The organism is Peribacillus sp. (assembly GCF_059453735.1).
Genome location: NZ_JAZVJO010000435.1, coordinates 1 through 13,439 on the forward strand (window position 1 = coordinate 1; position 13,439 = coordinate 13,439).

The following is a 13,439-nucleotide window of genomic DNA, read 5'->3' on the forward strand; positions in this document are numbered from 1 at the left end:
AGTTAAAAGTGGGGTGTGGGATGGGGAGCAATGTTCTATTTTAATTCTTGAACGATATAACTCTTACTGACCCAGCCATCCCTACCGTCGTCCAACTGGATTTGGTACCATGTTTTTTTCTCATTCATCATTAATGTGCCATCTTTTTTGAGGACGAGCTGAACATATGAATTAGGTGTCAATTCACCGATTTTCTCGCTCGATGCAGATGCCTCTTTACGAACATTAAGATTTTGATATCCTTCAGTGCCGCTGACTCGGCCTAAATTCTTAACGGATATCGCTTTTTTATATTCGACAAAGTTTATGCTGTTGGTCCAGTATTCTTTGTCAGCGACTTTAATTCGTACCCAATAGTCATTTGCTTTTTCTAACAAAGTAAACGATTTGCCTGATTCCAAGAGCGTTGACGATTTAGTATCTTCTTTACTCTTATAGAGATTTAAATTTTTATTAGCAATACCCTGGATGTTTCTTGGAAACAAGTCGGTACCATTCGGAATACTTGGTTCAGCAAGATATATAGTGTTAATCACAGCATTTTTGTAATCTGCTTGATTATAAGGGTAGATTCTTTCCATATGCGCGGCAATCTTTTTTCCCCATTCAGGGTCACTTGCATAATAAAAGTTCATCCCTTCGCTGTTGGTATCAATTCGTTTTTGGTTCATATCTATTGTACTGAAGCCAAGATGAGCCTCTTTAAATCGCCATTTACCAGGCTTTAAGTAGGTAGCTTTTAACTGTTTGGCGATGTATTCGATACAGGCATCAACAGAATTAAAGCGGTATGATGCGATAAATGGAGCGGCGTCGTAGGATCCAAAACCGAATAAATTATTTTTCCCTAATGAAATATCCGAGGTGCCATATCCGCTTTCATGAATCGCATGCGCAGCTAAATATAATGGATTGACTCCATATGCATTCCCAGTTGCTATAAACAATTTCCCTTTTCCTGTTAAAACACTCATTTTGTTTTTTGGGGTTACATATGATGATATATACTGATCAATCTGAGCAGCTGTTACTTTTGATTGTGTGCGTAAATCGATAAATTGATACCCAGTGCGATTCATAATTGGGTCACCCGTTCTAACTAGGTTAAGCGAGTCAGCAGAGACGTAACCAGTCCTGCTGCCATCAGTGACTTTATACATGTCATTTGAAGTTCGTGCATTTGCCATAATTATTGTTGATGGTTTAAGAGTAAAAGCAGCCGGTCCTTTTCCATCCGTTGTTTTATAAGCAGATACTTCAGAAGTCGTCACAAACGTAGTGTCGGAGATTTTTTCTTCTGTAATCGGTGCCTCTGCAGGTGCTTCGTACTCACTGAAATCGCCGTTGAAAATATATCCGATTGTATTTTCATAGCTTATTTCGTACCAGTCGCCAATTTTCTTCTCGGTGATATACTGGGTGCCTTTTTTAATAGTGCCTAATTTGGCGAAATCAGTTCCATAAGAGGCATAGACGTTTGTTTCTAATTTAGCTTGTAGAATAGTTGGTTTGATAGACGAGAACGTTTTTTCCCCGACATCATCACCCTTTAGATAGCTTTCTTGGTCATTATAGATAATCTTATACCAAGTACCCGTCTGATTTACTGTCTTTTCCTTAGTAATAAAGCCATTACTAGGAGAAATAGTTCCTGTGGTTAGACTTGTAGATTCAGGTGCTCCGTATACCTTAGCTGCTTTATTTGTAAAATAAATGCCGTTTATACTATAAACCATTTCTTTATTTTCACTAAAATCTTTTCTGTAAACGTAGCCGGTAATCCCCTTATAGCTAACGCTCAACCAATCGCCGTTACTTTTTTTCGAAGTAACTTCAGTTCCTTTGGGAATCACCGTTAATTTCTTATGGGCATTACCATAGGATTGATAGAGATTTGTGTTCTTTTCAGATACATACTTAGTTTTGGCAAAAGAAGTAAAGGTACTTGGTGTAAGCCCGCTGTTTTTGAGATAGAGCTTTTGGCCGTTCAAGGATACCCGATACCATGTTTCACCGATGCTGTTTACAATTTTTTGAGTACTATAAAAGCCATTATGGGCAGATACAGTTACAGCAGTTCCTTTTGCAGATGGTTGGAAATAAAGATTAGTAGCTTTTTTTGTGAATTTATAAATTTTACTAATAGACTTTTCCTTTATGTACTCGTCCACATAGCGGCTGCTTACCCAGCCCTTTTTCACGACTGTTTTTTTATTAGATTTATAGCTGAAAGTGACCTTATACCAGCCGGTCTTTTTTTCCGTTGCTTTAATAATTTTTCCTTTTGGAATGGTTAGTAGCTTTTTGGATTTTGTACTGGCGGAAACACGTAATACTAAATCAGCCGTCGTTTTTAGTTGTGTTTTCTTAATTACGCTTGCTTCAGCAGAGCTGATCCCAAGGGTTGTGACTGCAGGGAGAGCAGCTGTTGTGACTAAAATTCCTGCTGAAAGAGTAAGAACCATACTCATTTTTCTCAATAAAACCATTCCTTTCGTATGTATAAATCATCTTTTTTATTAATCACTAGTAGTATCGGTACAAATAAAGAATTAGTAGAGTAAAGTAAAAAGATTTTAATAGACATATATAGTATGTATTTGTAAAAGGTGGAAAACAATATAAATTTACCTTTTTTAGTATTTTAGGTTCAATTTATATTTTTTAAAGGGAAATATCTTGGACGTCCCGAATAGAATTAAGTAGAAGAATAGGTAAAGGAGTGATCTAGTGAATGAGCCGGAAGAGTTATTTACGATTATTCCAAATGTTATCTGTTTAAAATGCGGGAATAAAGGGGCCGTACAACCATATGGGAAGTATTATCCAGACGGTGTAGGGGAACTAGCTGATCAATATAAGTCCTTTGAAAGTGTGAAGGATAAGCCATATATGTCAGCGGCCATGGGTTTTGGGGGTACATTGCCTTCTAGATGCTTAAATTGCGGAAATACCGGTTTAATAGATATTACGGGATTAGAAGGATACAAACAAGCCTTTAAAACCGTGCGTAAATAAAATCTGAAGCGGTTACAATTTTTCATAAAAAATAGATTAGTTCATATTTGTAAAATATGATTAATAATGTAAAAATAGGGTAATGAAGCTGTGTACATATTTATACTAACCATAAGAAAATGGGGGGTCTATCGATGAAAAAGGGTAAATTATTTACCGGTATTTTTTCAAGTCTGTTTTTGGCAGGTGCCGTGTTGAGCGGATGCTCATCTTCTTCAAGCGGAGGGGATTCAAAGGATGATCTCACACTAGAAGTCTTTCAGTTTAAAGTAGAATTCAAAAACCAATTTGAGGAATTAGCAAAAGCTTATGAAAAAGAAAATAAAGGCGTAAATATCAAGGTTTCGACTGTTGGAGGAGGAAATGACTACAAGCAGTCATTGACAACTAAATTTGCATCGGGCGAGGAGCCGGCAATTTTCAATATTGGCGGACCTACAGATGTAGAACAATTCGGTGATCGTTTACTCGATTTAGGGGAAACAGAAGCATCGAAGGCTGCGCTGGAAGGAACGCTGGATGGAGTTACGGTCGATGGAAAGGTATTAGGACTGCCGTTCAACCAGGAAGGCTATGGGTTTATTTATAATAAACGAATTTTTGAAAAAGCAGGGATTAAGGCAGAAGAATTAACATCTTATGACAAACTTTTGGAAGCGGTTAAAACACTGGATAGTAAAAAGAAGGATTTAGACTTAGAAGCAGTCTTTGCATTTCCAGTTAAAGAAAAATGGGTGACAGGGAATCATTTATCAAATGTTTTCTTGGCTCCAGAGTTTGAGGGGAACGTACTAAAGGCCTATGAGTCACCTACTGTGGAATTTAAAAACAGTGAAGGGTTAAAACAGATGGTCGATTTACAGAATGACTATTCGGTACAACCGACTACAAGCTTAGATTATTCACAACAGGTAGAGGAATTATTTTCACTTGAACGGGTTGCTATCATTCAACAGGGTAACTGGATCTATAACACTGTATATGAGATGGACCCTGAATTAGCTGAGAAAGGAATTGGTATTATCCCAATTCCGGTTAACGGAGAGTCTAAAATGCCAGTAGGGGTGCCGAACTACTGGGCAGTAAATACTAAAGTTGATGAAAAGGTACAAAAAGAAGCGAAGAAATTCTTGGATTGGATGTACACTTCAGATACAGGAAAACAAGCGGTGCTGGAAGACTTTAAATTTATCCCTGCCTATGAAGGATATGATGGGACGAAGATTGCTGATCCAATTTCACAGGAAATTTACAAATATTCTGAAGCAGGAAATACGATTGGATGGGCCTTTAATGGCTTCCCAATTGGCTGGAATGAAGACGAATTTGGGGCAAGTGTTCAAGCCTATGTCTCTGGTAAATTATCTTGGGATGAATTAGTTAAAAAGAATATGGACGCATGGAAAGAGATTCGTTCACAACAATAAAATAATAGACTGAGAGAAACGGAGAGGAGTCCGCTCCACTTCGTTTCTTTCTATTTTAAGAGCTTTATATTAATTGGGTAGATTGGAGGGTTGATTGGATGCGAAATCGTGACTTGTCATTTTGGCTTTTTCTTTCACCAGTTCTTATTTGTTTAATTGCCGTGGTTATTATTCCTTTATTAAATGGACTGTTTTATTCCTTTACTGATTGGAACGGGCTTAGTTTGAGTAAGTTTGTAGGCTTGGATAACTATACGAAGTTACTCAGTGACAATGAATTTATGACATCTTTCTGGTTCACGATTAAGTTTTCAGCTGCGGCTATTATTGTCATAAATATTATTGGGTTAGGATTAGCCTTAATTGTAACGCAGCACATTAAAAGCAGTAGTTTTTTACGGACAATATTTTTCATGCCCAATTTGATCGGTGGCTTGATTTTAGGTTTTATCTGGCAATTTATTTTTACAAAGGCATTTGCGGCAGTTGGTGATGCAGTTGGTATTGAAGGATTGAAAGGATGGCTTTCAACCTCAGAAACTGGTTTTTGGGGACTCGTCATTTTGACATCTTGGCAAATGGCTGGGTATGTCATGCTCATCTATATAGCGTATTTGCAATCCGTTCCACAGGAATTAATAGAAGCAGCCCAAATTGACGGAGCGAGTAAGTTTCAGCGGTTTAGAACCATTACCGTTCCACTAATTGCACCAGCATTTACGGTAAGTCTATTCCTAACTCTGTCTCATTCTTTTAAAATGTATGATCAAAACTTATCACTGACTAACGGAGGACCATATAATTCGACAGAAATGGTTGCGATGAACATTATCAAATCAGCTTTTACTGATAACGCTATGGCCTATGCTCAATCAAAGGCTGTGATTTTCTTTGTAGTAGTAGCAGCCGTCTCGCTTGTGCAGGTATTTTTCAACAAGAAAAAGGAGGTTGAACTGTAATGAGTAATCGTCGACTGCTGTATCTGGTTGAGATTATAGGGGTCCTCCTAGCCCTAGTTTGGCTCTTTCCATTTTATTTAATGGGAGTTAACGCGTTTAAAGTAAAACGAGATATTTTTGCTGATACAATTGGACTTCCGGAAACATGGACCTGGGATAATTTTGTCCAAGCCTTTGAACAATTAGGATTCATCAATGCTTTTGGTAATTCATTATTGATTACAGGTGTCAGCACCGTGTTAATAATCATCTTTTCTGCCATGGCAGCCTATGCTTTGTCACGAAATAAAAGTAAGTTTAGCTCCTGGATTTTCTTCGTGTTTGTGGCTTCCATGTTGATTCCGTTTCAATCGGTCATGATTCCACTTGTGGCTCAATTTGGCAAACTCGACATGCTTAATCGAGGCGGCTTAATTTTTATGTATATAGGTTTTGGTGCAAGTCTCTCAATCTTTCTCTATCACGGTGCTTTGAAGGGAATTCCAGAGTCGCTTGATGATGCGGCTAAAATTGATGGGTGTAATAAATTCCAGACTTTTTGGTATATTATCTTTCCGCTATTGAAACCGATGTCCGTTACAGTCGGCGTATTAAATGTTATTTGGATCTGGAATGATTATTTATTGCCTTCTCTCGTGATTGGTGGAAATGGGACGGAAACCATTCCCTTGAAGTTGTTCTTCTTCTTTGGGCAATACACAAAACAATGGCATTTGGCACTTGCCGGTCTTACGATTTCCATCCTTCCGGTAATTATTGCGTATTTCTTTGCACAAAAACAAATTATCAAAGGCATTTCAGATGGAGCTGTTAAGTAAATAGACCTACCAAAGGAGTGTATACGATGAAAGTGGTTGTTTGGAATGAAAATCGTCATGAAAAAACGAATGCGGCTGTATCAGCAATCTACCCAAAGGGGATTCATGGTGCAATTGCAGAATTTCTTCAAGAACAAGGCATAGATGCATCTACGGCAACGCTGGATGAACCAGAACATGGATTGAGTGAAGAGGTATTAAACGAGACCGATGTCTTGCTATGGTGGGGACATAAGGCACATGAAGATGTGAATGATGCGATTGTTGAACGAGTTTACCAGCGGGTTTTAGAGGGGATGGGGCTCATTGTTCTTCACTCAGGTCATTTTTCGAAGCTTTTCAAGAAATTAATGGGGACAACTTGTGATTTAAAATGGCGTGAGGATGGAGAAAAGGAACGGATTTGGGTTGTGGATCCCAGCCACCCGATTGCCGAAGGAATTGGGGAGTACTTTGAGTTGGAGCAGGAGGAAATGTATGGCGAGCATTTCGATATTCCTGCCCCTGACCAACTAGTCTTTCTCAGCTGGTTTGAAGGCGGCGAAGTTTTCAGAAGCGGCTGTACATACACTCGTGGAAATGGTCGAATATTTTATTTTAGACCCGGGCATGAAACGTACCCGACCTATTATAATCAGAATGTTCAAAGAGTCATTCAGAATGCAGTTGAATGGGTTAAACCAGTAAAAAGAATTCGACCTGAATATGGACATTCCCAAGCAATAGAGGATCTATCATCAAAGAATAAACAATAGGGAGAGATTGATATGCGTAAATTGAAGGTAGGAGTCATTGGCTGTGGAAGTATTGCAAGATATCGCCATCTTGCAGAATATCAGGCACATGAAAATGTTGAAATAACAGCTGTCTGTGACGTTGTCCAAGAAAGGGCACTCGAAATGGCAGAAAAATTTGGAGCAGCTGCATATACTGATTATCAGGAACTGCTTAAGAACGGTGAAATAGAAGCAGTGAGTATTTGTACTCCAAATGCCCTCCATGCTCCTATGTCAATTACAGCCCTACAGTCTGGAAAACATGTGCTGTGTGAGAAGCCAATGGCGACATCTTTAGCCGAAGCGGAAGCAATGATTGAGGCTGCAAAGGAAAATAAAAAGAAATTAATGATCGCTCATAATCAACGATTTGTTCCCTCCCATGATAAAGCTCATGAACTGATTCAAGCTGGCGACCTAGGCAGAATTTATAGCTTTAGAACGGCATTTGGTCATGGAGGCCCGGAAGGCTGGAGTATTGATGGAGCCCATAGCTGGTTCTTTGATAAGAAACAGGCATTTATCGGAGCTATGGGTGATTTGGGTGTGCATAAAACGGATTTAATGCGATTTTTACTTAATGAAGAATTTACAGAAGTGGCTGCATTTATAGAGACAAATGCAAAGCAAAATACAGATGTTGATGACAATGCAGTATTTATTTTAAAAACAGAAAACGGAATTATTGGAACCTTGGCTGCGAGCTGGTCTTATGGTGCAAAAGAAGATAACTCCACCATCATATATGGTGAAAAAGGGATTTTACGTTTAGAGGATGACCCTGACTATTCATTGATTATTCATTATACCAACGGTCAAACAGTGAAGGAGAACCTTGGGGGAATTCAAACCAATGAAGAAGGAGGGCAGGAGGATTCAGGAGTCATTACTCGTTTTGTTAGGAGTATTCTCTTGGACACGGCTCCTCCAGTCAACGGGGATGAAGGGATGAAGTCATTAAAGGTAATTTTAGGAGCACTTGATTCCAACAAAACCAAAAAAATCATTACATTATAAGAGGTGGATCAGCATGGAAAAGATAAAATTGGGGATTGTTGGAGCAGGTGGTATCTCTCGTGACAGACATATCCCAGCTTTTCAAAAGCTTCAGGATAAAGTCGTTCTTTATGGGATTCAAGATATTGAGGAACTTAGAGCGAAGAATCTTGCACTAAAAAATCGGATTGATCATGTCTTTACAAATTATCATGATATGTTTCAAGAAGTCGATGCAGTCCTCGTAGCGACACCTAATAAGTTTCATGCGGAGATTACGATTGCAGCCCTTGAAGCTGGATGTCACGTTTTATGTGAAAAACCGATGGCGATTACGACGGCTGAGTGTGAAGCCATGATAGAGGCAGCGAGTAAGGCAGGAAAAGTCTTATCTATTGCGTATCATTACCGCTTCATGAGAGAGGCCCAAGCTGCTAAGGTTGTCATTCAACAGGGAGAAATTGGCTTGCCATATGTAGGGAGGGTTCAAGCGTTACGCCGTAGAAAGGTGCCTGGGTGGGGCCTATTTACCAATAAAGAACTCCAAGGTGGAGGCGGTCTGATTGATTACGGCTGTCATTTACTTGACTTAGCGTTATGGCTGATGGGAGATCCAGAGCCAATTGAAATTTCAGGAACAACCTATAATTATATAAGCAAGGGTCATGAGCAGGTTAACCAGTGGGGGAAATTCGATTCGACAACGTTTGATGTAGATGACCACGCAACAGGCTATATTAAATTCGCCAATGGAGCTTCTTTATTATTAGAAACATCGTGGGCAGCGAATATTCGTGGTGACGCAAATACACTAAGCCTCTCAGGAACTGATGGGGGACTTGATTTATGGCCGTTTACCTTAAATAAAGCCAAGTACGGCATGTTATTGAACAGTGAAGCTGAATGGATTCCTGGTGATGAAACGCCTGATGTACAGCAGGCAGAAAACTTCGTTGACAGCTGTCTTGGATACTCTGCACCGCTGGTGAAACCATATGAGGCCTTAAAGGTTTCGAAAATTATCGAAGCGATTTACAAGAGTTCAGAAAGTGGAAAGAGTATTCATTTAGACTTGAAGGAGAGGGAGATTACATGAAATTAGGAATATTTACTGTACTATTCGCTGATAAATCCTTTGAGGAAATGTTGGATTATGTAAAAGAATCCGGGGTAAAAGCAGTTGAAATCGGCACTGGCGGATATCCTGGCAACAACCATTGTCCTCTTGAAGAGTTGTTAGAAAGTGAAGCTAAAAGGGAAGCTTATTTGGAGGCAGTACATTCGCGTGGATTAACGATTAGTGCTTTCAGTTGTCATGGTAATCCGTTGTCACCCGATAAAGCATTTGCCGATAAATGTCATGATACCTTTGTTAAAACGATTCAACTGGCCGAGCTGCTTGAAGTTCCCGTCGTGAACACCTTTTCAGGCACCCCTGGTGATCAGGAAGATGCCAAATACCCAAATTGGCCTGTCGCACCATGGCCGAATGAGTACAGTGAAGTTTTGGCGTGGCAATGGGAAGAAAAATTGGTACCATATTGGAAAAAATGGGGCCAATATGCTCAGGATCACCATGTTAAAATTGGGCTTGAGCTTCACGGAGGATTCCTTGTTCATACGCCATATACCTTGCTGAAGCTTCGAGAAAAAACCTGCGAAGCCATTGGTGCAAATCTTGATCCAAGTCATTTGTGGTGGCAGGGCATAGAACCAGTAGGAGCTATTAAAATTCTTGGTAAAGCTGGTGCCATCCATCATTTTCATGCTAAAGATACGTTCTTAGATCAAGAGAATATCAATATGTACGGCTTGACTGATATGCAGCCATATAGCAGCGTGCAGACACGTTCATGGAATTTCCGATCAGTCGGATGCGGTCACAGTATTCAAGAATGGTCTGATATTATTAGTGCCCTGAGGACATTCGGATATGACTATGTTGTCAGTATTGAGCATGAAGATCCACTGATGTCGATAGAAGAAGGATTCCACCGCGCTGTCCGAAATTTGAATTCCGTACTCATTAATGAAAGTCCAGCTGAAATGTGGTGGCTTTGATTCATTGTAGATAGTCCAACGTTAAGCATTCCTCTAGAGGGATGCTTCAGTTTGTAGACAAAAGGAAATCGGAATGGTTTCATTCCGAACCTCTTTTGGCATTTTGAACATATTTCATGGATGTTTTCCTGCTTATCGAGGCAGATCATGGCTTTTAATAGGCTTACTGTTATTTTATAGTTCTTTATTGACATAGTATCCATTTTTTAAATCACTTGTGTCCTGCTGAATTTGTTCTAGGATAGCCCTTTCAATCGCAAGGTTTTATCCAGATTAACTTTAGAAAGACGGTTGATTGAAGTGGAAGGCGTGAAGACTCCAGCGGGAACAGCGGGATAGGTGAGACCCCGCAGGAGCGTGAGCATTGATGTGGCTCACCGCCCGCCCGCGGAAAGCGAAGCGCCTGGAATGGAAATCAACATCTCGATTTTAAATCTCACCCGAGTTTGACTACAGTCTGAAGCATTCCTCTATAGGGATGCTTATTTTTTTCTGAAAATTTATACTCTTTATATGGTTATTAATGGAGATTCCTCTTATGCTATGAAATAATAATATAAAAAGGTTCGAGGTGAAGGCTGTGCGGAATCACGAGATTACGAGTGTCCATCCATTATTAGATGAACGTGGCGTGTTAGCAGAAGCGGGGTATTCGAAAAGCGAGCTTTTAACCTACAATCGCCCCGCTATTAAAGCAAACCCTTGGCGGATTAAAGAATGGGATTATTATTTAATCTCGAATAATGAGTTTGCGGTGGCATTAACGATTGCAGATAATTCCTATATGGGTTTAATTAGCGCTTCGCTGTTGGACTTTAAGGTACCGAGTCAACTAACGACAAGCGTCATGACCTTAGCACCTGGAGGAAAAATGAAACTTCCTAGCAGTTCAAAAACTGGGGATGCCATATTTCGTAATAAGCGGGTGGAGGCTGAGTTCTTTAATGACGGCAGTAAAAGACTGTTAAACTTTAAGATGAAGAAGTTTCATCAAGCTGATGACCTGTTTGTGGAACTAGAGCTATTCGATGAACCAGAGGAATCAATGGTTATTGCTACCCCCTTTAAAGAAGATAAAAAAGCGTTTTATTATAACCAAAAGATTAATCCTATTCGCGCAAAAGGAAAGGTACGATTTGCTGGGCATGAGTATCTGTTTGACCCCGCAGATTCCTTTGCCGTTTTAGATTGGGGCCGGGGTGTCTGGACATATAAAAATACCTGGTACTGGGGTTCGGCTTCAGGATTAATCGATGGAGTACCGTTTGGCTTTAATATTGGTTATGGGTTTGGTGATACAACAGCGGCGACGGAAAATATGCTTTTTTATCAGGGGAGAGCACATAAACTCGATGATGTAGAATTTCAGATTCCAATCAATAAAGAGAACTCAGAGGAATATATGAAGCCATGGACATTTCACTCTAGTGACAGCCGGTTCGAGATGACATTTATTCCGATTATTGACCGCTTTGCGCATTCGTCCGTGCTCTTTATTTCAAGTAACCAGCATCAGGTTTTTGGCAGGTTTTCTGGGAAGGTCATCTTGGATGATGGCAAAGAAATTATTGTAAAAGATTTATTAGGTTTTGCAGAAAAAGTAAGCAACAAATGGTGAAGCTGAACTCTTACGGTTACTATCCTTTTAATCAATTGATTAATTAAACTTATTTATAGATTTAATCAATCGATTAATTAAACATTTGTATCTGTTGCAAAGTCTCGGTATTTTCTCTTAATCAATCGTTTGATTAAAATAGATATGCATCAAATTAACCTTTTAATTCTCCTTATCTGGGATTGTGTTAAAAATTTTACAGTCGAGGAAAACATTGACCCGTAATTGTTAGTAGAATGAAACTTAATTATAATAAAACTTTGTTAAAATAATACGTTAGAGGTTCATCTCTTCTTTTTTAAAATGGTTTGTTTAGAAGGTCCTTAAAACTGGACTATTACTTTGACTTATAGATAAGCGGGGGAAAATCAATGGTGTCTGAAAATCAATTAATCGATAAAAAGTTTTACGAAACACTCGTGAGTGAAGAACAAGCATCCTTTGCTATTCAAGTTTTAGGAGAGGCCTATCTTGAAGAACAAAAAAACGAACTCCCAGAATTAGGAGAAATTCGGTATTCACAAGGTGAATTATATTACCACTTTAAAGATTACGAGGCTGCTATCTTTAAATGGGAAAGTATCTCCTCAGAATTACGTCCGTGGGCAAGAAAGAACAGTGCAGATGCCTATTACCAACTTGGTATGCTTTCAACAGCTGAAGATTTATATAAATCAATTGAAGCGGAAAGCTTGGTATTAAGAGCGGAAGTAGCGCTGCAATTATTTTCATTATACATAGAAGAAGCACGGTTTGATCTTGCTTCAAGAACAATTAAAGACGTTGTTGATTTCCACCCTGATTACCCGAATGTAACGGAAGTGGCCCGTTCATTCTTTGAAGACCAACGGGATTGGAACAGTGCGATAGATTTGGCAGCTAATGAAGGAATACGGACAGGTGTCCTCACATGGTTTGATGTCCTTCAAGGATATGTAGATTACGGGTATACAGCTGCGTTACAACCTGAATACTTCGTTCCTGTTCTGGAAAGATTGCACGCTGAGGATAGTCAGCGCTTTGAAAAGTTAGTGTTGTCATTATGGGGCATTTATGAGAAACAGCCTTCGTATTTCACATGGCTGAACACGATTAATACATTCTTTATGAAGGCTGAGATAGATAAACAAAATACATGGTATGGTATTGTCAAAACATATAAGGATACGTATATTTCTTTGTTAGACGGCAGCAATTTTATTAAGGAACTGGAAGAAATTATTCCTAACACACTCACCAATTGGCTGAAGCTCACAGATAAGAATAGTTCGCTGTTTGCATCTACTGCAGTACTTGCATGGAATGAAATATTCCGTGGAAGCTTGGATGCACTTGTTGTACAGGACGCTGAAGCCATGCATCGGGGAGCCAGCGTACATCACGAATCGTTTACAGAAAGTATTGAGCTTTATGAAACCATCATTCGTTGGGCTGAACAGCTTGAACTTCAAGTTGGAGAAAAAAGCAAATGGATGGTTAATCAGCTAATGGATCGTTCTGCACGAACGCTATTGATTGCAGGAATGAATCCATTAGGAAGTGCATTAGTTGTTAATGGCCTATCCGGCGAAGAGGTAATTTCAGAAGGTAGTGCTGCGTTTATTACGGTGAGTGACAGTCGTCAACCTGAAATTAATCAGATTAGTAATGGAGGAATTCTTCCGTTACCTGATTTAGAAGCCATTGAGGAATCAAGCAATTATAGAGAATCCTTTTTCGAGGTGAAATTCCCATCTCTATTACTAGAGGAACAGGCATTAACTCTT

General features: G+C 39.3%; 11 protein-coding genes. 10 read left to right on the top strand and 1 reads right to left on the bottom strand.

Annotated features, from left to right (window positions below):
• Positions 1-35: 35 nt before the first annotated feature.
• The gene (locus AC52RT_RS14270; protein WP_495541366.1) at positions 36-2,471 is read right to left on the bottom strand and encodes an SH3 domain-containing protein; all 2,436 of its coding nucleotides are present in this window, start codon (positions 2,469-2,471) and stop codon (positions 36-38) included.
• A gap of 259 nt (positions 2,472-2,730) precedes the next feature.
• Here AC52RT_RS14270 and AC52RT_RS14275 point away from each other — a divergent pair, with 259 nt between their 5' ends.
• The 10 genes from AC52RT_RS14275 to AC52RT_RS14320 all read left to right on the top strand — a co-directional run.
• Positions 2,731-3,018: a hypothetical protein gene (locus tag AC52RT_RS14275; protein ID WP_495541356.1), complete on the top strand. Its 288-nt coding sequence runs from the start codon at positions 2,731-2,733 to the stop codon at positions 3,016-3,018.
• 134 nt (positions 3,019-3,152) lie between these two features.
• Positions 3,153-4,445, top strand: coding sequence for an ABC transporter substrate-binding protein (locus AC52RT_RS14280; RefSeq protein WP_495541357.1), 1,293 nt, complete (start codon positions 3,153-3,155; stop codon positions 4,443-4,445).
• Between the two features lie 98 nt (positions 4,446-4,543).
• Positions 4,544-5,404 carry a carbohydrate ABC transporter permease gene (locus tag AC52RT_RS14285; RefSeq protein ID WP_495541358.1) on the top strand — a complete coding sequence of 287 codons (861 nt, stop codon included), beginning with the start codon at positions 4,544-4,546 and terminating at the stop codon, positions 5,402-5,404.
• On the top strand, positions 5,404-6,222 hold the full coding sequence (locus tag AC52RT_RS14290) for a carbohydrate ABC transporter permease (RefSeq protein ID WP_495541359.1): 819 nt from the start codon (positions 5,404-5,406) through the stop codon (positions 6,220-6,222). Before AC52RT_RS14285 ends, AC52RT_RS14290 begins: the two co-directional genes overlap by 1 nt.
• 26 nt (positions 6,223-6,248) lie before the next feature.
• A complete protein-coding gene (locus AC52RT_RS14295; protein WP_495541360.1) occupies positions 6,249-6,977 on the top strand; it encodes a ThuA domain-containing protein in 729 nt (242 codons plus the stop codon).
• 12 nt (positions 6,978-6,989) lie between these two features.
• Complete coding sequence (locus tag AC52RT_RS14300) at positions 6,990-8,015, top strand: Gfo/Idh/MocA family protein (RefSeq protein ID WP_495541361.1); 1,026 nt, start codon at positions 6,990-6,992, stop codon at positions 8,013-8,015.
• Positions 8,016-8,028: 13 nt separating this feature from the next.
• Positions 8,029-9,090, top strand: a complete 1,062-nt coding sequence (locus AC52RT_RS14305) for a Gfo/Idh/MocA family protein (RefSeq protein WP_495541362.1) — start codon at positions 8,029-8,031, stop codon at positions 9,088-9,090.
• Positions 9,087-10,055, top strand: coding sequence for a sugar phosphate isomerase/epimerase family protein (locus AC52RT_RS14310; protein ID WP_495541363.1), 969 nt, complete (start codon positions 9,087-9,089; stop codon positions 10,053-10,055). Before AC52RT_RS14305 ends, AC52RT_RS14310 begins: the two co-directional genes overlap by 4 nt.
• A gap of 580 nt (positions 10,056-10,635) precedes the next feature.
• A complete protein-coding gene (locus AC52RT_RS14315) occupies positions 10,636-11,673 on the top strand; it encodes a DUF2804 domain-containing protein (protein WP_495541364.1) in 1,038 nt (345 codons plus the stop codon).
• A gap of 371 nt (positions 11,674-12,044) precedes the next feature.
• Positions 12,045-13,439: tetratricopeptide repeat protein (locus tag AC52RT_RS14320; protein WP_495541365.1), on the top strand; the 1,395-nt coding region annotated here is incomplete at its 3' end.

Excerpts from the sequence above, each read along its gene's own strand:
- AC52RT_RS14290 (WP_495541359.1), top strand. The coding sequence starts at position 5,404 with ATGAGTAATCGTCGACTGCTGTATCTGGTTGAGATTATAGGGGTCCTC.
- AC52RT_RS14305 (WP_495541362.1), top strand. The coding sequence starts at position 8,029 with ATGGAAAAGATAAAATTGGGGATTGTTGGAGCAGGTGGTATCTCTCGT.
- AC52RT_RS14300 (WP_495541361.1), top strand. The coding sequence starts at position 6,990 with ATGCGTAAATTGAAGGTAGGAGTCATTGGCTGTGGAAGTATTGCAAGA.
- AC52RT_RS14270 (WP_495541366.1), bottom strand. The coding sequence starts at position 2,471 with ATGAGTATGGTTCTTACTCTTTCAGCAGGAATTTTAGTCACAACAGCT.
- AC52RT_RS14295 (WP_495541360.1), top strand. The coding sequence starts at position 6,249 with ATGAAAGTGGTTGTTTGGAATGAAAATCGTCATGAAAAAACGAATGCG.
- AC52RT_RS14310 (WP_495541363.1), top strand. The coding sequence starts at position 9,087 with ATGAAATTAGGAATATTTACTGTACTATTCGCTGATAAATCCTTTGAG.
- AC52RT_RS14280 (WP_495541357.1), top strand. The coding sequence starts at position 3,153 with ATGAAAAAGGGTAAATTATTTACCGGTATTTTTTCAAGTCTGTTTTTG.
- AC52RT_RS14285 (WP_495541358.1), top strand. The coding sequence starts at position 4,544 with ATGCGAAATCGTGACTTGTCATTTTGGCTTTTTCTTTCACCAGTTCTT.